Genomic DNA, 21,353 nt, shown 5'->3' on the forward strand with positions numbered 1-21,353 from the left:
CGCCGCTCGGCGATGCGGTGCGTGCCCCGTTCAGCGCTCGGGCGCGGCTGCCGAACGACGTCGTGACAGCGCGTCGGCACCAGCGGCGGCGACCAGCACCAGGCCGGTGATGATGTTGACCGGTGCGGCCTGGAAACCGAGCAGGTTCAGCCCGTTCTGGACGGTGGCCAGCACCGCTCCGCCGAGCACCGCGTCCGCCGGTCGCCCCTTGCCCCCGAACAGCGAGGTACCGCCGATCACCGCCGCGCCCACCGCGAACAGCACCAGGTTCCCGCCGCCCGCGCTGCCGTCGACCGAACCGGTCTTGGAGGTGTAGACGATCGCCCCGACGGCAGCGGCCGCGGAGCAGATCACGAACGCGGTCATCCGGACCCGGGCCACGTCCACGCCCGCCCGGTGCGCGGCGTCGCGGTTGCCGCCGATCGCGCGCAGGTGCCTGCCGTAGCGGGTGCGGTCCAGCACGTGGGTGCCGGCGACCAGCAGGACCAGGATGATCGGCACGACCAGCGGCACGCCGCGGATGGAGGCCAGTTCCGGGTGCGGTGAGCGGTCCAGCACCAGCAGGGCGGTGGCCAGTCCGCCGCATCCCAGCACCGCCAGGACCTTCGCGACGACCAGCGCGGTCGGCTGGGCGACCAGGCCCTGGCGCAGCCGGACCAGGTGCCGGTGGCCGACGACGGCCGCGTAGCCGGTTCCGGCGATGCCGAACAGCGCCCAGCTGGCCGCCGGGCCGAGGCTGCCGTTGGCGACGGCGAACAGCTCCGGGCTCTGCCGGACGGAGATCGTGCCGCCTGGCCCGACCAGCTGCAGCACCACGCCGGACCAGGTGATGAACAAGCCGAGGGTGACGATGAACGACGGGATCCGCACCTTCGACACCGCGAAACCGGTCACGCACCCGATCGCCGCGCCGGTGCTGATCGCGAGCAGCATCTCCAGCCACGGGTTCGCCCCGAACCCGCCCACCAGCAGCACCAGCGCCAGCGCGGAAAGCGCCGCGCCGAGCCAGATCCGCAGCAGCAGCGCGAGCAGCGCCGCACCGGCCAGGGCCAGCGCGAAGGCGGCGAACACCGCCGTGCCCATCGCCCCGAGCAGGTTCCCGTCGTGCTGGAAGTGCAGGGCGAGCAGCGATGCCGCCACGCCGGAGGCGGTGCCCGCGGACAGGTCGATCTCGCCGAGCAGCAGGACGTACACCAGGCCCATCGCGATGATGGTCTGCCCGGCGCCCTGCTGGAGCAGGTTGGCCAGGTTGTTGAGGGTGAGGAAGTCCTCCGACAGCGCGGTGAACAGCACCAGCAGCGCCACCAGCACGACCAGCGCGGGCAGTGCGCCGAGCTCGCCCCGGCGGAGCTTGCCCGCGTAGTCGCGCACCGCCTCACCGGTGCCGCGCGAGGTGGTGTCGATGCCGAAGTCCGCCACCGGGGTCGACACGCGTTCGGTCATCGTCGCTCCTCAGACCGCCGGCCGCGCCAGGCCGAGCTCACCGGAACGCCCGGCGGTCATCAGCTCGACCACCTGGCGGTGGGTCAGGTCGCCCGCGGGCAGTTCGGCGGCCATCCGGCCCAGGTGCAGGACCGCGACGCGGTCGGCGACCTCGAACACGTCGGACATGTTGTGGCTGATCAGCACCACGCCGAGGCCCTGCTCGGCCAGCCGGCGGATCAGGTCGAGCACCTGGCGGGTCTGCGCGACGCCGAGCGCGGCGGTGGGTTCGTCCAGCACGACGACCCGGCTGTTCCACAGCACGGCGCGCGCGATGGCCACCGCCTGCCGCTGACCGCCGGACAGCGAGCCGGCCTTCGCGCGCACCGACCCGACGGTGCGCACCGACAGGGAGCGCAGCGTGTCCCTGGCGGCCAGTTCCATCCCGGTCTCGTCGAGCAGCGCGCGCGGTCCGCGCTCGCGGCCGAGGAACATGTTCTGCACGACGTCGAGGTCGTCGCACAGCGCGAGGTCCTGGTGGACGGTTTCGATGCCGAGCTCGACGGCGTCGCGCGGGTGCCGGATCTGCACCGGACGGCCGGCGAAGCGCACCTCGCCGCCGTCGATGCGGTGCAGGCCCGCGACGCACTTGACCACTGTGGACTTCCCGGCGCCGTTGTCGCCGATGAGCGCGGTGACCTCGCCTGCGCGGACGGTGAGGTCCACGCCGCGCAGCGCGCGGACGGCGCCGAAGCTCTTGTCGACCCCGCGCAGGGCCAGGATCGGTTCGTGCATCCCCTGCGCTCCTCTCAGCTCGTGATGCCCAGCTGCCGGCACGTCCCGGCCAGCTCGCCGCGGCAGATCTCCTCGGCCCGGATGCGGCCGGGGCCGAGCACCGACTTGATGTCGTCCCGCGTGATCAGCCGCGGCGCCAGCAGCGCGGACTTGACCTCGCGCCCGGTCGCCGGGTCGCGAACGCGGTGCCCGGCGAGCGAATCCGCCGCCGCGCGGTCGTGCCGGACCAGCGCGGCGGCCAGTTCCGCGGTGACCGCGGCCTCCTGGTGGATCGGTTTGAACACCGTGGCCGCCTGGTAGCCCTGCAGGATCGCGCGCAGGCCGTCGACGGTCATGTCCTGGCCGGTGACCGGCACCGTTCCGGCCAGGCCGTACTTCTGCAGCACGGTGATCACCGAGGCGGCCAGGCCGTCGTTGGCCGCCAGGACGCCGTCCACCCGGCCGCCGTTGGCGGTCAGCAGCTGCTCGAAGACGCGGCCACCGGCCTGGTTGTCCCAGCCCTCGACGAACCTGCTGCTCACCAGCCGCAGCTCGCCCGAGTCGTAGCGGGGGCCGAGCTGCTCGGACTGGCCGCGGTGCACCAGTGCGGCGTTGTGGTCGGTGCCCGCCCCGCCGATCTCGATCACCTGCGCCCCGGGCCGCCCGCGCAGCGCGTCCGAGAGAGCACCGGCCTGGAGCGCTCCAACAGCTTCGTGGTCGAAGCTGACGTAGTAGTCCGCGCTGCCCCCGGCGTTGAGCCGGTCGTAGTCGATCACCGGCACGCCCAGCCGCTGGGCCCGCTGCTGCACGGTCGCGCCGACGTCGCCGCTGGGTGCGGCGATGATCAGCACCTGGACCCGCCTGCTGAGCATGCTGTCGGCGATCTGGGTGAACTTCTGCGCATCGCCCTGCGCGTTCTGCACGATCGGCACCAGTCCGCGCTCGCGCAGCGCCTCCCGCAGCAGCGGCTCGTCGGAGTGGGCCCACCGCGCGGAAGTCGCGGTATCGGGCAGGATCACGCCGACCCGCGGCGCACCAGCAGCGACGGGTGCGCCCGGCGCGGACGGCGGCGGCGCGTTGTTCCCGCAGGCCGCCAGCAGCAGCCCGAGGCAGCAGGCCACGGCGGTCAGCACCGCGGGCGTTCTCCGCATCGAGCAGCCTTCCCACTCCGAACTCAAGTCACCTGAAACGTTGCGGCTGACAACTTATGCCACAACACCCGGCACCCAGAAGTTGACCTGATCGGTACAGCGCCGAGATCTGCGGGTTCCGCCGTTGCCGACTACTCCCACGTAGTGATGTCCACCTTCTCCGACGACGGCCGCCTTCTCGCCGCCACCAGCGAGGACGGCGAACTGGTCGTCTACGACACGGGTGATTTGGTCCGAGCGGCTCCACACCTCACCGGCAGCGGCCGGGCGGGAGATCATGTGGGTACCGGGGCAGCACGTGATCACGCTCAAGGAGGACGAGGATGACGAGGTCCGCCCGCGGGCCTACGACCTCGACGCGGACACCGGCACCGACCTCCCCGTGCAGCCGGGCCGCGTGCGCTCCCGAACCGGCGCCTTCCGCGTCGAGCTCGGCGACGGCCGGGTGGACTTCGTCTCCGGGCAGTCCTCGCCCGATCGCACGGTGCGGCTCGGCGACGAGCGCTCCGGCATGGTCATGGACGTGGCGTTCAGCGCGGATGAAACCCGGATGTTCGTCGCCCACGACTCGAAGGTGTACGTCGTCGAGCCCGCTACCGGCACGATCCTGGACACCATCACCGTGACTGGCTCGGCGCACTGGCCGCGAGCCCGGACGGCGCATACCTGGCCGTGGCCGCGGAGGACTGGAACGACGAGTGGAGGTGCACGCCCGACATCTACCGGGTGGCCGACCGGGAGCTCGTCATGCGACGCCCGTCGAAAGACCTCTCGCAGGACGGGTTCAGCGCCCAGGCCCTCGCCTGGTCTCCCGACGGCGCTTGGCTGGCGGCCATCGTCGAGAACGAGATCCACCTCTTCCGCGTGGGGCTGCCCGAGGAGCCACCCGCCGGGCTGGAGCTCTCGACCGGGGATCAGGCGCGTTCGAAGCCGTAAACACGCTCGACCCTGGCGACCTCGATGCGGTAGTCGGCGTACCAGCGCTCCTTGCCGAGCCGCTGCGCTTCGAGGTGCTCGGCGTCCTGCTTCCAGGCCGCGATCGATTCCGCGTCGGTGTAGTAGATGACGAGCAGTTCCCGGCCGTCCGGTCCGGTCTGCGACTCCCGCCCCAGGTACCCGGGCTGGCGCGCACCGAGTTCGGCCATGCGCTCGGACATCGCGTCGTAGCCGTCCAGGTCGTCGGTCAGGGCGCTGCTGATGATGACCGCGTAGTACGGCGGCTCGGGTCGGGTGAAGGTCACCGGTCGAGCCTACGACCGCCGACCGCCGCACTTCGAGCGAATTTCCGTCAGGTCGCGGGCAGGACGCGGCCGGTCACCTCGCCGAAGCCGATCCGGCTGCCGTCGGCACCGGGGGCGGTGGCGGTGATGGTGACCTCGTCGCCGTCTTCGAGGAAGGTGCGCTCCTCGCCGCCGATGCGCACCGGTTGCGCGCCGCCCCAGGTGAGTTCGATGAACGCACCGCGCTGGTGCTCCTCCGGGCCGGAGACGGTGCCCGAGGCGTAGAGGTCGCCGGTGCGGCTGGCGGCGCCGTTGACCGTCAGGTGCGCCAGCATCTGGGCCGGTGACCAGTACATCTCGCGGTACGGCGGGCGGGAGACCTCGTGACCGTTCCAGAACACCGCGAAGTCGACGTCCAAGCCCCACGGCTCCGGTTCCTCGAGGTAGGGCAGCGGTTCGGGGATCTGCGCCGGGGTCGCCACCCGCGCCTGCTCCAGCGCGAGCAGCGGGACCACCCACGGCGAGACCGAGGTGGCGAAGCTCTTGCCCAGGAACGGGCCCAGCGGCACGTACTCCCAGGCCTGGATGTCGCGGGCCGACCAGTCGTTGACCAGCACCGCGCCGAACACCCTGGTGGCGAACTCCGCGATCGGCACCGCGGTGCCCAGTTCGGACCCGGTGCCGACGACGAACCCGAGCTCGGCCTCGACGTCCAGGCGGCGGCACGGGCCGAAGGACGGCGCGTCCTCGCCCGGTGCCTTGCGCTGCCCGCTGGGGCGGACGACGTCGGTGCCCGACACCACCACCGTTCCAGCGCGCCCGTGGTAGCCGACCGGCAGGTGCTTCCAGTTCGGCAGCAGCGGTTCGGAGTCCGGGCGGAACAGCCGTCCGAGGTTGGTCGCGTGGTGCTCGGAGGCGTAGAAGTCGACGTAGTCGGCGACCTCGAACGGCAGGTGCATGCGCACCTCGGACACCGGGTGCACCGCACCGCCCGGGACGTCGCCCGAGACCAGCTCGGTGATCTGCTGCCGCACCCGCACCCACCGGTCGTGGCCCTGGGCCATGAAGGCGTTCAGCGCCGGCCGCGCGAACACCTCGTCACCCAGCGCTGCCGCCAGGTCCACGACGGAGTCGCCCACCCGGACCCCGACCCGCGGTGCGCTCCCGGGAGCGGAGAAGACGCCGTAGGGCAGGTTGGCGAGCCCGAACAGCGAGCCGTCCGGAACGTCGATCACGAGATGCTCACCCCCGCGGCCCCCGCCCCGCCCAGGTCCAGGCGTAACCGGGATCCTCGGCGGCGCGGCCGCCTTCGCCCAGCTCCAGCGGGCGGAAGGTGTCGACCATGACCGCCAGCTCGTCGAAGAACTCCACGCCGATGCTGCGCTCGTAGGCACCCGGCTGCGGGCCGTGCGAGTGGCCGCCGGGGTGCAGCGAGATCGAGCCCTGCCCGATGCCGGAGCCCTTGCGCGCCTCGTAGTCCCCGCCGCAGTAGAACATCACCTCGTCGGAGTCCACATTGGAGTGGTAGTAGGGCACCGGGATGGACAGCGGGTGGTAGTCGACCTTGCGCGGCACGAAGTTGCAGATCACGAAGTTCTGGCCCTCGAAGACCTGGTGCACCGGCGGCGGCTGGTGCACCCGCCCGGTGATCGGCTCGAAATCCGCGACGTTGAACGCGTAGGGGTACAGGCAGCCGTCCCAGCCGACCACGTCGAAGGGGTGCTCGGGGTAGACGAACCGGGTGCCCACGATGCCGCGGCTGCCCCGGTGCTTGACCAGCACCTCCACGTCGCTGCCCGCGCCCAGCAGCGGTTCGGCGGGTCCGCGCAGATCCCGCTCGCAGTAGGGCGAGTGCTCCAGCAGCTGGCCGAACTTCGACAGGTAGCGGCGCGGCGGGGTGATGTGCGAATTGGCCTCGATGCAGTACGCGCGCACCGGCTCCTCGCCCTGCGGCACCCAGCGGTGCGTGGTCGCGCGCGGCAGGATCACGTAGTCGCCCTGCTGGAAGGGCAGCGCGCCGAACACCGTCTCGACCACGCCCGCACCGGACTCGACGTAGACGCACTCGTCGCCGATGCCGTTGCGGTACAGCGGGGAGACGGCGCCCGCGACGGCGTAGGAGATCCGCACGTCGGCGTTGCCCAGGACCAGCCGCCGCCCGGTGACCACGTCGTGCTGCTGCCACTCCTGGCCGCCGAAGAGCTCGTGCAGCTTCAGGTGCCGCGGGCGCAGCGGGTGGTTGGGCTCGGTCTCCAGGTCCGGCAGCTCCCAGACGGTGGAATCGACCAGCGCCGACGGCAGGTTGCGGTGGTACAGCAGGGAGGAGTCGCTGGAGAAGCCCTCCTCCCCCATCAGCTCCTCGTAGTAGAGGCCGCCGTCGGGCCTGCGGTGCTGGGTGTGCCGTTTCGGCGGAACGTCGCCGACCTGCCGGTAGTACGCCATCGACCCGTCTCCTCGCAGCGGCCCCGGAGCCCGGCTCGTCCGCCACCACCCCGGGAGCAAAACCAGTCACCGCACTTATTACCACGGGCCCCCTGGCTGAGCCCGCTCTCAGCGTCTCAGCGTTATCTCAGCGCACATCAGTCACGCTGGACGCAGGACTCGACAGGAGGACTCGATGAAGCGAAGAAGCGTGGTGCTCACCGCGACCGCGGGCACGGCGGCCGGAGTGCTGGGCCTGACCGTGCTGGCGCTGCCCGCCGGTGCCGGTGCGGCCCCGGAACTGCCGCCGGTGGCGCCGGAACAGCTCGTGGAGTCGGTGATGCGCGCCGAACCACCGGCGCTCACCGGCACCGTGGCGGTGGACAACGCACTCGGCCTGCCCGCGCTGCCGGGCGGCGAGGCGGCGCAGCTGCTCGCCGACGGGACCAGCCGGTTCCAGGTGTGGGCCGACGGCCAGGGCCGCCACCGGGTGTCGGTTCCCTCGCACAGCGGCGAGCTGACCGTGGTCGACGACGGCACGACCGCGTGGAAGTGGGATTCCGGCGAGCAGACCGCGACCCGCACCCAGCACCCGGAGCGCACCGGGCACGGTGCTCCCGCTGATCCGGCCGCCGCGGCGCGCGGGATCATCGGCGAGCTCCGCAAGACCAGCGAGGTCTCGGTGGACGGCACGGCCAGCGTCGCCGGCCGCGACGCCTACGAGCTCGTGCTCACCCCGAAGCCGACCGAACGCACGCTGCTGCGGCAGGTGCGGGTCGCGGTGGACGCCGAGAAGCGCGTTCCGCTGGAGCTCTCGGTGCTCACCAACGGTTCCGCCGACCCGGCGCTGAAGATCGGCTTCACCAGCGTCGACATGACCGCTCCCGATCCCGGCCTGTTCCGGTTCGACCCGCCGGCGGGCGCGAAGGTCGAGGACGGCTCCCAGCACGCGCCGGAGCCCGGCGACCACGCGGTGCCCGAGCACCGGGTCGTCGGTGAGGGCTGGGATTCGACGCTGGTCACCGAGGTGCCGGAGAACCAGCAGCTGCGCCAGGTCGCCGAGATGACCGGCAGGCCGGTCAGCGGGCCGTGGGGCAACGGCTGGGTCATCGGCACGGCGGCCGGCAACGTGCTGCTGACCTCCGACGGGCGGGTCGCCGCCGGTGCCGTGCCGGAGCAGGTGCTGGTCGCTGCGCTCGGCGAGGTCCGATGACCAGCGCGGTCGACCCGGCGAAGTCGTCGTCCGCGATCGCGGACGGCGGCTTCGCCGCCCGCACCACCGGCCTGCGCAAGACCTACGGCCGGACCGTCGCGGTGGCCGGCGTCGATCTCGCCGTCCCCCGGGGCGGGGTGGTCGGTGTGCTCGGCCCCAACGGTTCGGGCAAGACCACCACGATCCGGATGCTGCTCGGGCTCACCGCACCCAGTTCGGGCACCGTCGAACTGCTCGGGCACCAGCTGCCCGAGCACGCGGGGCGCGTGCTGCCCCGGGTCGGTGCGCTGGTCGAAGGGCCCGGTTTCCACCCGTTCCTGTCCGGCCGGGAGAACCTGCTGCGCGGCGCGGCGATGGAACCGGCGCTGCGCGGCCCGGAGATCCGCGAGGTCGTCGAGCAGGCCCTGGACCGGGTCGGGTTGAGCGCCGCGGCGGGCCGCCGGTACCGGGGCTACTCGCTGGGCATGAAGCAGCGGCTGGGCCTGGCCGCGGCGCTGCTGGTGCCGCGCGACCTGGTGGTGCTCGACGAGCCGACCAACGGGCTGGACCCGGCGGGCACCCGGGAGATCCGCCGGATCATCGCCGAGCTGCACACCTCGGGCACCACCGTGCTGGTCTCCTCCCACCTGCTGTCGGAGATCGAGGCGACCTGCACCCACGTCGCGGTCCTGCACCGCGGATCGCTGGTGGCGCAGGGCGAGCTCGCGGGCATGCTGGAAGCCGGCGCGCCGCACCTGCTGGTGTCCACTTCGGACACCGATGGCGCGGTGCGCGCGCTGCGCGACAAGGGCCTCAAGGCCCGCGAGGAGAGCGGGTGGATCCGGGTGGAGCTCACCGACGCCGAGTCCGACGAGGTGATCGCGATGCTCGTGCACTCCGGCGTCCCGGTGCGCGAGGCACGCCGCTCTCGGACCGGCCTGGAGGACCTCTTCGCACGACTGACGGAGGAAGAGCTGTGACCGCGATCGACCTGCCCGCGCGGACCTCCTCTCCCCTCGGGCGGCAGCTCCTGGCCGAGGCGCGGTGGGTGCTGCGCCGCCCGCGCAACCTGCTCGCGCTGCTGATGCTGGCCGCGCTCCCCGTGCTGCTGGGCACCGCGATCGCGCTCACCGGCGGTCCCGGCAGCCGGGGCGGGCCGTCGGTGCTCGCGGCGGTGGCGGGCAACGGGCTGGTGCTGCCGGTGGCCGCCATCGTGCTCGCCCAGTCGCTGCTGCTGCCGCTGGTGGTGGCGATGGTCGCGGCCGATGCGCTGGCGGGCGAATCGGCGCACGGCACGCTGCGCGGCCTGCTGCTGGCCCCGGTCGGGCGGGTGCGGCTGGTCGGCGTCAAGGCGTTCGGCGTGCTGGTGCTCGCCGTGCTCGCCGTGTCCGTCGTCGCGATCAGCGGAGTGCTCACCGGGCTGATCGTGGTCGGCGGCGGTGATCTGGTGACGTTGTCGGGCACCACGGTGTCGTTCGGCTCCGCGCTCGGCCGGGTGGCGCTGGCGGTGGCCTGGACGGCGGTGCAGATGGCGGCGGTCGGCGCGATCGCGCTGGCGCTGTCCTCGCTGACCGAGCACCCGCTGGTGGTCGTGGTCGCCACGATGGGCGGGCTGATCACCTTCGGCGTGCTGGGCACCATCCCGGCCCTGGACTGGCTGCAGCCGGTGCTGATCACCACCGACTGGTCGGCGGTGCTCGACGTGCTGCGCGATCCGGTCGGCTGGGACGCGATGACCACCGGTCTGCTGCGCGCCGGTTGCTACCTGGTGATCGGGTTGTCCGCGACCGTGGTCCGCATGGTCACCAAGGACGCCTGAGCGGCCCGGGGGTCAGCGCAGCACCGCGCAGAGCTCCAGCCAGGCGGCTTTCAGCAGCAGGCGGGTGGTGCTCGGTCGCTGCCACGAGGTCCGCGTCGACCGCGGCCGGTGTAGGCGCACGTGAAACCTTCCGTTGTCGGGTCGAGCGCTGCGGCGCTCGACCCGTTTCCCCGACGCCTGGCAAGACTCCGTTGTCCTGCCAGGCCGCACCCGGCCGGGAACGCGTCCCGCCCGTTTCGTGCGACCGATACCTTGCCCGCTACCGGCGGGTCGGGCAAGGAGGTTTTCGCCCGATCGGCCGAACCTGGCACGCGCATCGCCTCCTGCCCGGGGTTGTGCGATACCCCTTGTACCAACCCGGAGCCCTGCCCAACCGCAGCCCTGCCCAACCGCACCTCAGGGGACCGTGATGCAACCCAGCCACAAGAAACCGCACAACGCAAGAACGACACCAAACGCAACCACCACTGAAAAACGCGGAGAGGCGGAACCGGAGGCGGGACCGGAGGCGGGACAGCGCGCATGACCGACCGATCGACGCCGCCGGTGTTCACCCGCGTGCTGCCCCTGCTGACGTCCGTCCCGGACGACCCGGACTTCGAGCACGGCTACCTGGACCTGCTCGGCGGCGAGGCCGGGGAGCCGTCCGGGCCGATCCAGTCCTTCTGGGAGTCCGGGCCCGGTTCCGGGCTCTACGACCACGTGCAGTCCATCGCCCGCCGGGTGGCACCGGCCTGGTACCGGATCCCGGCCCGCAGCCGCCCGCCCGAAGGCGGCCGGGTGCTCGACATCGGCTGCGGCCCGGGCAACGCCACCGCCGCGCTGGGCCGCCAGGTCGGCCCGGCCGGGCTCGCCATCGGACTGGACATCTCCCGGCCCATGCTGGCGCGGGCGGCGCGCGGTGAAACCTCCGGCAACGTCGGGTTCATCCGCGCCGACGCGCGCGATCTGCCGTTCCCGGAGGGCACCTTCGACCTGGTCACCAGCTTCGCGGCGCTGCAGCTGATCCCGGCGCCGGAGGAGGTCCTGGCCGCGGCGTGCCGCACGCTCGTCCCGGGCGGCTGGCTGGCGGTCATGGTGCCGACGCCGCACGACGGGTTCCTGCACGTGGTCTCGCGGCTGGTCGGCGACCGCACCGGGCTGGCCTTCTTCGACCCGGACCAGATCGCCGAGCAGCTCGACGACGGCGGCATGCGCTCGGTGCACACCCACCGGACCGGCCCGGTGCTCTGGATCAACGCCCAGCGCCCCGGCTGACGGCGGTCAGGACCGGCGGAGGTTGGGCCGGGACTTGCTCAGGTAGTCGTCGATGGCCGAGAGGTTGTCGCTCAGCGCCTCGACGCGCTGCTGGATCTTCGCCCGCTCCCGCTCCAGGTTGGCCAGCATCTCCGGTGCGACGACGCGCATGTGGATCGCGCCCGGCCGGTCCAGGCACGGCAAGATGTCGCGGATGATGCGGGTCGGGATGCCGGAGTCCAGCAGGCCCCGGATCTTGCGCACCCGGTCCACCGAACCATCGCCGTAGACGCGGTGCCCGTGCTCGTCGCGCTCCGGGCGGATCAGGTCCTGCTCCTCGTAGTAGCGCAGCAACCGGACCGACACCCCGGTCCGCTCGGCCAGTTCACCGATCCGCACCCGTACCTCCTCGCGCCCGCACCCCGCCATTATCCGAACCTGGCGGAGTGCGCCAGATCACGCTTGCCCTCACACCCGTGTGAGGTGCGCAGGGTCGGGCGCATGGATCTCGCATCGAACCGCGCCCTACCGCTCGGCGCGCTGCTGGCGTTCGCCACGGTGGTGCTGCTGGGCTGCCTGACCGAAACGCTGCCCGCCGGTGTGCTGCTGCCGATGAGCGCCGACCTGCGGGTTTCGGAGTCGCAGGCCGGTCAGCTCGTCGCGGTCTACGCGATCAGCACCGCCGCGACCTCGGTCCCGCTGACCGCGCTGACCCGGCGGCTGCCGCGCCGCGCACTGCTGCTCGGGCTGATCCTCGGGTTCGCGGCGGTCAACGCCGTCACCGCGGTCTCGCCCTGGTACCCGCTGACGCTGGTGGCCCGCGTGCTCGCCGGTGCGGTGTCCGGCGTGATGTGGGCGATGATCGCCGGTTACGCCATGCGGATCGTGCCCGCCGAGCGCGCCGGGCGGGCGCTGGCGATCGCGATGGCGGGCACCCCGATCGGCTTCGCGATCGGCGTGCCCGCGGGGACGGTGCTGGGCGAAATCGTCGGCTGGCGCTACGCATTCGGCGTCATGGCGGTGCTCGCCGTCGCGCTGGTCGGCTGGGTGCTGTGGCAGGTCCCGCCGCTGGACGGGCAGTCGGCGCAGCAGCGCGGCGGTGCCGGAGACGTGCTCACCGCACCGGGCTTCCGCACGGTGCTCGTCATGACCTTCGCCCTGGCGCTCGGGCACAACGTCCTCTACACCTACGTCGGCCCGGTTCTCGCCGGCGCAGGCCGGATCGAGCTGCTCAGCACCGCGCTGCTGGTCTTCGGGCTCGCCTCCGTGCTGGGCCTGTGGATCACCGGATCGGTCGTCGACCGCCGGTTGCAGCTGCTGATCCGCTGCTCGACCTCGCTGGTCGCCGCGGCCGCGGCGCTGATCGGCGGTGCCGCGCAGTGGCCGGTGGCACTGCTGCTCGCCGCAGCGGTGTGGGGTGTCGCTTTCGGCGGTGCGCCAACGATGTTCCCCGCCGCGGCCGCGAGAATCGCCGGACGTGACGCCGACCTGGCGCAGTCGCTGACCATCACCGTCTGGAACGTCGCGATCGCGGCGGGCGCCTACCTCGGCGGAGCGGCGCTCGACCTCGCGGGCAGCGCGGCACCGCTGCCCTGGCTGGCGGCGGCCTTGGCCGCCACCGCGTTCGGGATCGCCGCCCGCTCCGGGACGGCCGAGCTCAGCCCAGCGCGCTGTACTGCTCTATGAGCCGGTGCAGCAGCGCCCGGGCCTCGGGGCCTTCGAGGGAGGCCGACAGCAGCACGTCGAAGAGCCGGTCGAAGCGCTCCAGGTCGTCGGGATCGGTGATGGTCATCTCCGTGTTCACCGTTTCCACCAGGGCCATCTCGTCGATGATGACGAAGCCGTGCTGCGGGACAGCGCTCAGCTGCACGTCCATCGGCAGCACCGCCAGCCGCAACGTCGACATGCCCGCCAGCGCCAGCAACCGGTCCAGCTGCCCGACCATCACCTGCGGCGGCGCGATCGGGTGCCGCAGGCCCGCTTCCGAGCACACGATCTGCACCTCGGTCCGCGGCCGGTAGAGGACCTCCTGCCGGGCCATCCGGCGCTCGACCGACTCGGCGACGTCCAGCCGGTTCTGGTGCAGCACCGCCACCGCCTCGAACATGTGCCGGGCGTACTCGGCGGTCTGCACCAGGCCGGGCACCATCGCGATCTCGAACAGCCGGATGCGCTCGGCGTCGTGCTCCAGCTGCTTGCCGTACTCCTGCCGGGCGCTGTTGCCGGTGCGCAGCTGGCGCTTCCAGCTCGCCGCCTCCAGGCGGATCTCGCGCAGCTCCTGCCGCAGCTCGGCCTCGACGGCATCGTCGGCGCCGGTCAGCCGGCAGTAGACGACCACGTCGGCGTCGGAGACCGACTGGTTGGCCGTCTCCATCCGCGAGACCTTCGACGCGGTCCACCCGGCTCGTTGCGCGAACTGCTTGCCGGACAGCCCCGCTTCCACGCGCAATCGCCGCAATGCGTCGCCGAACGCCAGGCGGCGGGTATCGGGATCACTCACCGGCGCCTCCCCAGATCGTGCCGGTAGACGAACAACGGCACCGCGTGCTCGCACGCGGCGCCCCACCAGTTCCGGTACTGGTTCACCTCCCCCGGGCTGGCGATGATCTCGGTGCCAGCGAACCGCTGGTCCTCGAAGTGCATCAGCGCAACCCGCGCCTCGTCGAAGAGCCAGAAGTCGTGGGCGGGCAGGCCCAGCGACCGCGCGCGGGACTCGGTGAGCACCCGCACGTCCTCGCCGGCGGCGACGTTGGCGCGGCCGACGTCGAGCTGCCACAACTGGTATTCGGTCGGCGGTTCCCGGTAGACGCGCACCCGGGCGATCAACCGCCCCGCCCGGGTCGCCGCCGCCACCTGGTCCAGCCAGGGGCGCAGCCAGGCCAGGTCATCGTGCTGACCGGCCCGCCAGCGCCGCCAGGGTTCGGCCTCGGCCGGCTGGCGGTAGGTGCCCTGGCACTCCCACCGCCACGCCCGGTGCCGGAACGAGCGCAGGAGTTCGTCGAACTCCGCGCCCGGTAATACCCAGGAACTCACGGCGCCGCCTTCGGCACGAAGACGTCCAGCAAGGCGGCGGGCACCTCGACCGCCGTCTCGTGGTCGGGCAGACCTCGTTCGCGCAACGCGGCCAGCGCCTCCGGATCGGTGACCTTGTAGCCCTGAACGACGTAAGTGCCCTGGTCGGTGCTGTAGAGCGTGGGGCAGGTTCCGGCGTGGGACGTCGTTCCCTGGAAGGTCAACTTCACCTGTTCCTCCTCTTTCGGAAGACTTTTGCATCGTCCGTGCAATACGTGCATTCGGTCAAGGCTCGGGGCACTCCGCAACTCGGACAGCCGAACCGGGTGACGGGCAGTTGCCGTGATCCACTCGGCCGTTCGGCTGGAATTCCAAGATGATTGCGCGGATTGCTTGAAATGCCGATGCGGCCGTTCCCATACTGGCGTTGGCCGGGGGACCACAGACCGAGAGGCGGGCGAGCACGTGAACATCAGCCGGTTCCCGATGGGCACGATCCCCCTCCCGCCCGCCTCTCGCCCGGCCCCGGGAGCGGCGGCGTGATCGGACTGCAGCAGACCGAGCGGCACTACTGGTTGCCCGCTCCGGATCCGGACACGGGCGTCTTCGCGCGGCACGCCTTCCACGGCCGCCGCTGGGAGGGCCAACCGGTGGACGTGGCCGCGTGCGGCGCCGAGGTCGCGATGGCCGTGCCCAGCGAGATGGACTGGCGGACGGCACCGACCTGCATGGCGTGCAACGAGTTCCTGAAGAGCAGGCAGACCGCGCCCTGACGCGGTCCCGAGAACCTCCGGCCCGGTGTTGAACCCCGACTCGCACCGGGCCGGACCCACCAACCTCCACAGTGGACTCCGATGGCGGTGGTGAGGCATCCGGGCGAATGACAAACCCGTCCTGGAGCCGGAAACTGGCTGCGGCCGACCCGATCGGGCCGGCCCCGCCAGAGGAGGTCCGATGCGTCGCGGCCGGCCGCCGACATTCGGCGTCGAGGAGGAATTCCTGCTGCTGCACCCGGGAACGGGCCATCCCGTCCCGCACGCACCCGAGATCCTGCGCCAGGTCGGCCGCTCCTTCACCGCCGAGCTGGCCGAGTTCCAGCTGGAGTCCAACACCCCGGTCTGCCGCACCGCCGAGGAGGCGCACCGCGAGCTGACCGCGGCGCGCCGGGAACTGGCCGCCGCCGCCGACCGGCGCGGTTCGCTGCTGGTGTCCACCGGGTTCGCCCCGCGCGGCCTGCCGGATTCGCTGCCGCTGACCGACAAGTCCCGCTACCGCACCATCCGCGACCGGTTCGGCCAGCTGCTCGACTCGCACACCGCGGCGGGCTGCCACGTGCACGTCGGGATGCCCGACCTGACCACCGCCCTCGCCGTGTCCGACCACCTGCGCCCGCACCTGCCCGCGCTGCTGGCGCTGACCGCGAACTCGCCGTTCTGCGGCGGGCGCGACACCGGGCACGCGAGCTGGCGGAGCGTGATGTGGTCGCGGTTGCCCTCCGCCGGACCGCCACCGCTGCACCGCAGCACCGGCTCCTACCGGCGATCGGTGCAGCTGCTGCTGAACAGCGGAGCGGCGCTGGACCGGGCGATGGTCTACTGGCTGGTCCGTCCGGCCGAACACCTGTCCACATTGGAGTTCCGGATCGCCGACGCGACCGGCACCGCCGAGGAGTCGCTGCTGCTGGCACTGCTGATCCGCGCCCTGGCGATGATCGCGCTGCAGGACGTCGCCGAGGGCCGCCCACCGGCCGAGCTCCCCGATCAGCGGTTGCGGCTCGCGCTCTGGCGGGCGGCGCACGACGGGCTGGAGGGCGACGGGCTCGACGCGGAGGGCGAACTGGTCCCCGCCCGCGCCCTGGTGGAAAAGCTGTGCAGGACGGCGCAACCGGCGCTGGAGGCCAGCGGTGACAGCGCCCGCGTCGACGACATCCTCAGCCGCCTGCTCCGCCACGGCAGCGGTGCGCACCGCCAGCGCCGGGCGCACGAGCGCCGTCACGACATGGCCGACGTCGTCGCGCTGCTCGCCGAGCAGACCCGCACGGCACTTCCGGACTGACCTCCGCAGAAGACGCACGCGCGGTACCACTCCAGCGGGCTCAGGACGCGGTGCTCGACGCAGGAGGCCGGGAGCACCTCCGGGTAGTCGGGGAAGTCGCCGGGAAACCGGGCCGGGGTCGCCATGTCGAACTCCAGCACCATCGCGCGGAAATCGCGCAGGTTGTCCGCCGCGAACGGCGGGTCGTAGCCGAGCTCGTCCCAGCGGTGCCGGGACAGGGCGAGGTCGACCGTGCGCAGCACGAACCGCCGGTTCTCCTCCTGCTCGTCCGCGCCGCCGCCCCAGTCGACGTCCTCCAGCCCGAAACCGACCGCACCCCGCCCCATCACGTTCTGGTCCAGCTTCGCGACCGCCGCGGCGAACCGGAAGTCCCACCGGCGCTCCGCCGTCGCCGCCACCGCGAGCGTCATGACCTCGGCGAACACTTCGGTGCCACCGTTGGACATGTAGATGTCCCGCTCGCCCGAGCTGATCCTGTTCCCCACGCGGCGAGCCTATGCACCGGCTTTCCCGCCCGGAACGCAGGAGGGCCGCGATCGCAGTGCGATCGCGGCCCGATCCCCCCTTGAATCCCCCAGTGGCGTTCTAATGGGTAGAACGCCTGCAAGGGATTAGACCAGCTGGGTTCGGCAGCGTCAAGAACTCCACTACCATCGGCAGCATGAAACCGCGCCTGCCGCTGATCGGCGAGCCGCTCGCCGTCGACCTGGTCAACACCAGGGTGTCCCTCGCGGGCGACCAGATCGACATGATGGGCACGCCCGCCGAGCTCTGGGAGTGGCTGGCGCGCCAAGCCGACCGGCTGACGACGCCCACCCGGGCGGATCACTCCTCGCTCGACGAGGCCGATCTGGCCGCCGTGCACGAAGTTCGCGAGCACACCGCGCGAACCCTCTCCTGCATCCGGCTCGGCAAGCGCCCGCCCGCCGACGCGCTGCGCGGTCTCAACGAGGCGCAGCGGGCCGCACCGGGCATCCGGAAGCTCAGCTGGCGCGGCGGTTCGGTGGTCGGCACCGTCGACCGGCCGGGGAGGCTGGGCGTCCGGGTGGCCGCCGACCTGGCCGAAGCCGCCGCCGAGCTGCTCACCGACCCGGTCATCGAGGCGCTCCGCGAGTGCGAGGAGCGCAACTGCGTGATGCTCTTCGTCGCGACCAACCCGCGACGCCGCTGGTGCTCCGCGGCGATCTGCGGGAACCGGGTGCGCGTCGCCCGCTACTACCAGCGGCACAAGACCTCCGCCTGACCCGCTCGTCCACTGTGGAAGCGGTGGTCGGGCGACGACCGCCGCGGCGCGAAAGGTCCTCGACCGCCTGTGACACCGCCGATCGGGAAGTAGGCTGCCCCGGACAGGCAGGACGGGGGAGCCGATGTCCAGGAGCAGCACCGCCGGTTCCGGCGACGAGATCACCGACCGGCTCCCCCGGCCCGCCCCGCCCTTCGCCCATGCCCCGGTGCTGGTGACCGCCGCGCTGGTGACCGCGCTGCTGGTGGCGTTGGCGCCGCGCTACGACCTGGTCACCGACGAGCTCTACTTCCTGGCCGCCGGGAAGTTCCACCCGGCCTGGGGCTACATGGACCAGCAGCCGCTGGTCCCGCTGCTGGCCGCCTTCCTGGACGCCGCGTTCCCCGGGTCGCTGGTGGCGTTCCGGCTGCCAGCGGCGCTGGTCACCGCGCTCGGGATCGTGCTCACCGCGCTGATCGCGCGCGAGTTCGGCGGCAACCGCAAGGCCCAGGTGCTCGCCGCGGTGGCCTACCCGCTCTCGCCGTGGCTGCTGGTCAACGGCCACTGGCTCACCGCGTCGACGATGGAACCGCTGCAGTGGACGGCGATGCTCTGGTTGCTGGTGCGGTGGGTGCGCCTGCACGGCCACGGCGTGCGCCGCGACCGGCTGCTCATCGGGATCGGGCTCGTCGCCGCGCTCGCCGTGCAGACGAAGTTCCAGGTGGTGGTGCTGTGCGCGGCGCTGCTGGTGGGCATCGCCGTCTCCGGCCCGCGAGCGCTGCTGGCCCGGCCGGCGCTGTGGGTCGCCGCCGCGATCCCCGCGGTGACCGCGGTTCCCACGCTGTGGTGGCAGGCCGCCAACGGCTGGCCGGCGCTGGAGATGGGCGCCGCCGTCGACGCCGAGAACGACCGGCTCCAGCTCCTGCCCGTCGCGCTGTTCTACGCCGGTGTCGTGCTCGGGGCGGTCCTCTGCTGCTACGGCCTGGTCGTGCTGCTGCGCTCCCCCGCCTTGCGGCCGTACCGGTTCCTGGGCTGGACGGTCCTGGTCGTGCTGGTGTTCTTCGTCGCCGCAGGCGGGCGCCCGAACTACCTGGCCGGGTTGTACGGCGTCCTGTTCGCCGCGGCCGCGACCGGACTTCAGCACCGCAGCGGCAAGCTCCTGTGGCCGGTGTCCGCGATCTCCGCGCTGCTGCCGCTGGCGATGCTGCCGGTCTACCCGCTGGACCTGCTGGCCCGCCACCCCGAGATCCCCAACTACCCGCGGCTCTACGAGACCGGCTGGCCGGAGCTGACCAGCGCGGTCGCCAGCGCCTACGAATCGCTGCCGCCCGAGCAGCGGCGCCGGGCGGTCATCGTCGCGGAGAACTACTACCTGGCGGGTGCGCTCGACGTGCGCGGGCGGGGGTCGGGTCTGCCCGCCGTCTACAGCCCGCACCGGGGCTACTGGTTCTTCGGCGCCCCGCCCGCCGACGCCGACGTCGTGCTCTACGTCGGCGAGCGGTCGCTGGCCGACCACTTCGGACGGTCGCAGGAGCTCGGGACGGTGCGCTCGGACCTGGTGAACATGGCCCGCGGCAACGAGATCACCCTCTACCAGGATCCCGTCCAGCCGTGGTCCGAGCTCTGGCCGCGGCTGCGCACCACCTGACGCTCAGCGCGGCGGCCAGGGGCCGCCCGGGCGAGGACCTTGCGGTCCCGGGGGCTGCGGCGGACGTCCCGGCGGCCGGTGCCCGAGCGGCGGCTGCTGCGGCGGCTGGCCCGCGGGCGGCTGCTGCGGTGGTCCAGCAGGCGGCTGCTGCCGGGGCGGCATGGCGGCGGGCGGCTGCGGTGGCTGCTGCGTCAGGCGCTGAGTGGCCCGCTCCTGCGGCGGGCGCTGCGCGGACCGCGCCTGCGGCGGACGCGGCCCGACGGGCGAGATCTGCGCGCGCAGCTTGTGCGTCGGCATCTCCTTCAGCTCCGCCGGGATCTTGAAGAAGCCGGAGGGCTGCTCGTGCGCCCACGGCGGCGGCGGTGGCTGCGGCATCCGCCGGAAGAACGCGTCGCGGGCCATCCGCATCAACGCCAGGATGGCCTCCCGCCGCGCGAAGAACTGGTGCGGCGCGATGGTGCCCTTCTCCGCGTGCGCGTGCAGCAGCGCCAGCTCGGTCGCCGCCAGCTGGTAGTCGCCCATCGCGCGCGATCCCGTGTTGCCCGCCTGGGCGCGCGCCCAGTGCCGCGCCTGCCTGCGCCCGGACATGTTGCCCAGCATCTGCACGTCGTTGGGCTGCACCAGCCCGCTCGGGATGTAGGCGGGCAGGTATCTGCCGATCAGCCGCACCAGCCGCCTGCGGTCCTTGATCAGCACGACCACCAGGACGATCAGCACCAGCAGCTCGACCAGGTACGCGATCACCATGCCCGGGAAGCCCAGCAGCGTCAGGCTGCCGTTCCACAGCGCGTGCAGCAGGATCCCGCCGATCCAGCCGCCGATCACGGCGAACACCCGGCCCGGCCCGCTGTGCGTCGCGGCGTAGGCCACGCCGAGGCCGATGATCGAGGTGTAGAGCGGGTGGCCGAGCGGCGAGATCACGCCGCGCAGCAGCACCATGAACGCCAGCGAGCCGTCGTCGATGCCGCGCATGTAGTAGAGGACGTTCTCCACCATCGCGAAGCCGAGCCCGCACATGCTGGCGTAGACGATCCCGTCGGTGGGCCCGTCGATCTCGTGCCGCCGCACCAGCAGCAGGTACAGCAGCAGCGATCCCTTGAAGCTCTCCTCGACCACCGGCGCCACCACCGAGGCGGTGATCCCGTCGGCCGCCACCTGGCCCACCGACGGGACCAGCAGCGCGCCGGTCACCGAGTTCACGATCAGGGCGCCGATGATGGCGACCCCGGCACCCCAGCCGAAGGACAGCACCAGGTTGACCCGCGGCTCGGGCTCCAGCCGGTCGACGAGCAGGATCAGCCCGACGAGCACGATCGCCGTGGGCAGCGCCAGCAGCGTGCCGACCCCGACGTTCACCGGCCCGCCCGTCAGCAGGTAGAAGGCCACCGCCAGCAGCAGGCAGACGCCGGAGACCACCAGCCCGACGATCAGCGGCACCGGTGTCCGGTTCGAGCTGTGGCCGTCCAGGACCGACTGAGGTTTGAGCACGGGCATGCGGGAGAGCGTATGAGATCGCCTCCGGCCGCATCGTCCGGTCAGGCCGATTCGTCGGCCGGATCACCCGGTGATGAGGCTCCCGGGTCCGTTCACCCGATCAGACCGGCGGCCGGATGCCGGTCAGGATGCCGTCGCCGCCGCACTGCGGGCAGCCGCGCCACTCCGCCAGCGTCATGCCGGTCGTCAGGTCCTCGGTCGCCTGGATCATGTACAGGCGGGGATCGCTGATCTTCTTGAACCCGCCGCAGGTGAAGCAGATCGCGTTCGGCCCGCGGTCGAACACCGGAGGCTGTCCTTCGTCGGTCATGCTGACCCGCCTCTCCGCGATTTTCAGTGGTGGTTGCGTTCGGGGTCGAACTCGCGTTGTGCGGTTTCTTGTGGCTGGGTTGCGTCACGGTCCCCTGAGGTGCGGTTGAGCAGGACTCCGCACAAGGGGTGTCATATGCCTCGATCGTCACCCCTCGGCGGCCACTGGTGCTGCTGGCGGCCCGGCGTCGCCCGGCAGTGCCTGCAGCGCGTCCAGCCCATGACGGTGTAGGCCTCCCCGGTCTCCGCCGAGAAGAACCCGCGCGGCACCCGGACCTGCCCCCGGCCCTTGCAACCCCGGCAGATACCGCCCGGTTCGGGCTCAGCGGTCACGTCCGCCTCCCGAACTCGCGAACCGAGCATGTCGCGGACATGCTA

25 protein-coding genes are annotated in these 21,353 nt (G+C 72.3%); 10 read left to right on the forward strand and 15 right to left on the reverse strand.

The window, feature by feature from the left end; all coding sequences use genetic code 11:
• Nucleotides 1-30: 30 nt before the first annotated feature.
• The 4 genes from OU416_RS16220 to OU416_RS16235 all read right to left on the reverse strand — a co-directional run bounded on the left by OU416_RS16220 (nt 31) and on the right by OU416_RS16235 (nt 3,912).
• A complete protein-coding gene (locus tag OU416_RS16220) occupies nt 31-1,443 on the reverse strand; it encodes a sugar ABC transporter permease (RefSeq protein ID WP_270927796.1) in 1,413 nt (470 codons plus the stop codon).
• A gap of 9 nt (nt 1,444-1,452) precedes the next feature.
• On the reverse strand, nt 1,453-2,217 hold the full coding sequence (locus tag OU416_RS16225; RefSeq protein WP_270927797.1) for an ATP-binding cassette domain-containing protein: 765 nt from the start codon (nt 2,215-2,217) through the stop codon (nt 1,453-1,455).
• Nucleotides 2,218-2,231: 14 nt separating this feature from the next.
• A complete protein-coding gene (locus OU416_RS16230) occupies nt 2,232-3,347 on the reverse strand; it encodes a sugar ABC transporter substrate-binding protein (RefSeq protein WP_270927798.1) in 1,116 nt (371 codons plus the stop codon).
• Nucleotides 3,348-3,597: 250 nt separating this feature from the next.
• Nucleotides 3,598-3,912: a hypothetical protein gene (locus OU416_RS16235; protein WP_270927799.1), complete on the reverse strand. Its 315-nt coding sequence runs from the start codon at nt 3,910-3,912 to the stop codon at nt 3,598-3,600.
• Between the two features lie 107 nt (nt 3,913-4,019).
• Between OU416_RS16235 and OU416_RS16240 the strand changes: the two genes are divergently transcribed.
• Nucleotides 4,020-4,283 (forward strand): hypothetical protein, encoded by a 264-nt coding sequence (locus OU416_RS16240; RefSeq protein ID WP_270927800.1) that lies wholly within the window; start codon nt 4,020-4,022, stop codon nt 4,281-4,283.
• Here OU416_RS16240 and OU416_RS16245 read toward each other — a convergent pair.
• From OU416_RS16245 to OU416_RS16255, 3 genes are read right to left on the reverse strand one after another with little or no spacing between them, the layout of a single operon-like run.
• The gene (locus tag OU416_RS16245; RefSeq protein ID WP_270927801.1) at nt 4,262-4,588 is read right to left on the reverse strand and encodes an antibiotic biosynthesis monooxygenase family protein; all 327 of its coding nucleotides are present in this window, start codon (nt 4,586-4,588) and stop codon (nt 4,262-4,264) included. The genes OU416_RS16240 and OU416_RS16245 overlap by 22 nt on opposite strands.
• A gap of 47 nt (nt 4,589-4,635) precedes the next feature.
• Nucleotides 4,636-5,802 carry a fumarylacetoacetase gene (fahA, locus tag OU416_RS16250; protein ID WP_270927802.1) on the reverse strand — a complete coding sequence of 389 codons (1,167 nt, stop codon included), beginning with the start codon at nt 5,800-5,802 and terminating at the stop codon, nt 4,636-4,638.
• 7 nt (nt 5,803-5,809) lie between these two features.
• Nucleotides 5,810-7,009: a homogentisate 1,2-dioxygenase gene (locus OU416_RS16255; RefSeq protein WP_270927803.1), complete on the reverse strand. Its 1,200-nt coding sequence runs from the start codon at nt 7,007-7,009 to the stop codon at nt 5,810-5,812.
• 175 nt (nt 7,010-7,184) lie between these two features.
• Here OU416_RS16255 and OU416_RS16260 point away from each other — a divergent pair, with 175 nt between their 5' ends.
• From OU416_RS16260 to OU416_RS16275, 4 genes are all read left to right on the forward strand, one after another.
• Nucleotides 7,185-8,201 (forward strand): LolA family protein, encoded by a 1,017-nt coding sequence (locus OU416_RS16260; protein WP_270927804.1) that lies wholly within the window; start codon nt 7,185-7,187, stop codon nt 8,199-8,201.
• Nucleotides 8,198-9,160: an ABC transporter ATP-binding protein gene (locus tag OU416_RS16265; protein WP_270927805.1), complete on the forward strand. Its 963-nt coding sequence runs from the start codon at nt 8,198-8,200 to the stop codon at nt 9,158-9,160. Before OU416_RS16260 ends, OU416_RS16265 begins: the two co-directional genes overlap by 4 nt.
• Nucleotides 9,157-9,999: an ABC transporter permease gene (locus OU416_RS16270; RefSeq protein WP_270927806.1), complete on the forward strand. Its 843-nt coding sequence runs from the start codon at nt 9,157-9,159 to the stop codon at nt 9,997-9,999. The genes OU416_RS16265 and OU416_RS16270 overlap by 4 nt, the downstream gene beginning before the upstream one ends.
• A gap of 522 nt (nt 10,000-10,521) precedes the next feature.
• Nucleotides 10,522-11,256, forward strand: a complete 735-nt coding sequence (locus OU416_RS16275; RefSeq protein ID WP_270927807.1) for a class I SAM-dependent methyltransferase — start codon at nt 10,522-10,524, stop codon at nt 11,254-11,256.
• A 6-nt stretch (nt 11,257-11,262) separates the two neighbouring features.
• Here OU416_RS16275 and OU416_RS16280 read toward each other — a convergent pair whose 3' ends face one another.
• The gene (locus OU416_RS16280) at nt 11,263-11,634 is read right to left on the reverse strand and encodes a MerR family transcriptional regulator (protein ID WP_270927808.1); all 372 of its coding nucleotides are present in this window, start codon (nt 11,632-11,634) and stop codon (nt 11,263-11,265) included.
• A gap of 102 nt (nt 11,635-11,736) precedes the next feature.
• Between OU416_RS16280 and OU416_RS16285 the strand changes: the two genes are divergently transcribed.
• A complete protein-coding gene (locus OU416_RS16285) occupies nt 11,737-12,921 on the forward strand; it encodes an MFS transporter (protein ID WP_270927809.1) in 1,185 nt (394 codons plus the stop codon).
• On the opposite strand, the gene OU416_RS16290 is transcribed toward OU416_RS16285, so the two are convergent.
• Genes OU416_RS16290 through OU416_RS16300 form a run of 3 tightly spaced genes read right to left on the reverse strand, consistent with a single transcriptional unit; the run spans nt 12,893 to nt 14,477 of the window.
• Entirely contained in the window at nt 12,893-13,735 is an 843-nt protein-coding gene (locus tag OU416_RS16290) for a helix-turn-helix domain-containing protein (protein ID WP_270927810.1), read from the reverse strand. The two genes, OU416_RS16285 and OU416_RS16290, sit on opposite strands and share 29 nt — an antisense overlap.
• The gene (locus OU416_RS16295; protein ID WP_270927811.1) at nt 13,732-14,268 is read right to left on the reverse strand and encodes a DUF6879 family protein; all 537 of its coding nucleotides are present in this window, start codon (nt 14,266-14,268) and stop codon (nt 13,732-13,734) included. Before OU416_RS16295 ends, OU416_RS16290 begins: the two co-directional genes overlap by 4 nt.
• Nucleotides 14,265-14,477, reverse strand: coding sequence for a hypothetical protein (locus tag OU416_RS16300; protein ID WP_235863867.1), 213 nt, complete (start codon nt 14,475-14,477; stop codon nt 14,265-14,267). The genes OU416_RS16295 and OU416_RS16300 overlap by 4 nt, the downstream gene beginning before the upstream one ends.
• 309 nt (nt 14,478-14,786) lie before the next feature.
• Between OU416_RS16300 and OU416_RS16305 the strand changes: the two genes are divergently transcribed.
• Both OU416_RS16305 and OU416_RS16310 read left to right on the forward strand, forming a co-directional pair.
• Entirely contained in the window at nt 14,787-15,020 is a 234-nt protein-coding gene (locus OU416_RS16305) for a hypothetical protein (protein WP_270927812.1), read from the forward strand.
• Between the two features lie 181 nt (nt 15,021-15,201).
• Nucleotides 15,202-16,302 carry a carboxylate-amine ligase gene (locus OU416_RS16310; RefSeq protein WP_270927813.1) on the forward strand — a complete coding sequence of 367 codons (1,101 nt, stop codon included), beginning with the start codon at nt 15,202-15,204 and terminating at the stop codon, nt 16,300-16,302.
• On the opposite strand, the gene OU416_RS16315 is transcribed toward OU416_RS16310, so the two are convergent.
• Nucleotides 16,239-16,787 carry a hypothetical protein gene (locus OU416_RS16315; RefSeq protein WP_270927814.1) on the reverse strand — a complete coding sequence of 183 codons (549 nt, stop codon included), beginning with the start codon at nt 16,785-16,787 and terminating at the stop codon, nt 16,239-16,241. The two genes, OU416_RS16310 and OU416_RS16315, sit on opposite strands and share 64 nt — an antisense overlap.
• Nucleotides 16,788-16,963: 176 nt before the next feature.
• Between OU416_RS16315 and OU416_RS16320 the strand changes: the two genes are divergently transcribed.
• Together OU416_RS16320 and OU416_RS16325 are read left to right on the forward strand one after the other, a co-directional pair.
• Nucleotides 16,964-17,545, forward strand: coding sequence for a CGNR zinc finger domain-containing protein (locus tag OU416_RS16320; RefSeq protein WP_270927815.1), 582 nt, complete (start codon nt 16,964-16,966; stop codon nt 17,543-17,545).
• Nucleotides 17,546-17,669: 124 nt separating this feature from the next.
• Complete coding sequence (locus OU416_RS16325; RefSeq protein ID WP_270927816.1) at nt 17,670-19,172, forward strand: ArnT family glycosyltransferase; 1,503 nt, start codon at nt 17,670-17,672, stop codon at nt 19,170-19,172.
• Between the two features lie 3 nt (nt 19,173-19,175).
• Here the strand turns inward: OU416_RS16325 and OU416_RS16330 are convergent, their stop codons facing one another.
• From OU416_RS16330 to OU416_RS16340, 3 genes are all read right to left on the reverse strand, one after another.
• Nucleotides 19,176-20,666, reverse strand: coding sequence for a PrsW family intramembrane metalloprotease (locus OU416_RS16330; protein WP_270927817.1), 1,491 nt, complete (start codon nt 20,664-20,666; stop codon nt 19,176-19,178).
• A 100-nt stretch (nt 20,667-20,766) separates the two neighbouring features.
• Entirely contained in the window at nt 20,767-20,976 is a 210-nt protein-coding gene (locus OU416_RS16335) for a hypothetical protein (RefSeq protein WP_270927818.1), read from the reverse strand.
• Nucleotides 20,977-21,107: 131 nt separating this feature from the next.
• On the reverse strand, nt 21,108-21,308 hold the full coding sequence (locus tag OU416_RS16340; protein WP_270927819.1) for a hypothetical protein: 201 nt from the start codon (nt 21,306-21,308) through the stop codon (nt 21,108-21,110).
• Between the last annotated feature and the right edge of the window lie 45 nt (nt 21,309-21,353).

It is taken from the genome of Saccharopolyspora indica, from assembly GCF_027853965.1.
GTDB classification, from domain to species: Bacteria; Actinomycetota; Actinomycetes; order Mycobacteriales; family Pseudonocardiaceae; genus Saccharopolyspora; species Saccharopolyspora indica.

Coding starts and splice junctions, on each gene's coding strand:
- OU416_RS16230 (WP_270927798.1), bottom strand. CDS start 3,347: ATGCGGAGAACGCCCGCGGTGCTGACCGCCGTGGCCTGCTGCCTCGGG.
- OU416_RS16330 (WP_270927817.1), bottom strand. CDS start 20,666: ATGCCCGTGCTCAAACCTCAGTCGGTCCTGGACGGCCACAGCTCGAAC.
- OU416_RS16310 (WP_270927813.1), top strand. CDS start 15,202: ATGCGTCGCGGCCGGCCGCCGACATTCGGCGTCGAGGAGGAATTCCTG.
- OU416_RS16255 (WP_270927803.1), bottom strand. CDS start 7,009: ATGGCGTACTACCGGCAGGTCGGCGACGTTCCGCCGAAACGGCACACC.
- OU416_RS16325 (WP_270927816.1), top strand. CDS start 17,670: ATGTCCAGGAGCAGCACCGCCGGTTCCGGCGACGAGATCACCGACCGG.
- OU416_RS16220 (WP_270927796.1), bottom strand. CDS start 1,443: ATGACCGAACGCGTGTCGACCCCGGTGGCGGACTTCGGCATCGACACC.
- OU416_RS16265 (WP_270927805.1), top strand. CDS start 8,198: ATGACCAGCGCGGTCGACCCGGCGAAGTCGTCGTCCGCGATCGCGGAC.
- OU416_RS16320 (WP_270927815.1), top strand. CDS start 16,964: ATGAAACCGCGCCTGCCGCTGATCGGCGAGCCGCTCGCCGTCGACCTG.
- OU416_RS16285 (WP_270927809.1), top strand. CDS start 11,737: ATGGATCTCGCATCGAACCGCGCCCTACCGCTCGGCGCGCTGCTGGCG.
- OU416_RS16335 (WP_270927818.1), bottom strand. CDS start 20,976: ATGACCGACGAAGGACAGCCTCCGGTGTTCGACCGCGGGCCGAACGCG.
- OU416_RS16275 (WP_270927807.1), top strand. CDS start 10,522: ATGACCGACCGATCGACGCCGCCGGTGTTCACCCGCGTGCTGCCCCTG.
- OU416_RS16260 (WP_270927804.1), top strand. CDS start 7,185: ATGAAGCGAAGAAGCGTGGTGCTCACCGCGACCGCGGGCACGGCGGCC.
- OU416_RS16225 (WP_270927797.1), bottom strand. CDS start 2,217: ATGCACGAACCGATCCTGGCCCTGCGCGGGGTCGACAAGAGCTTCGGC.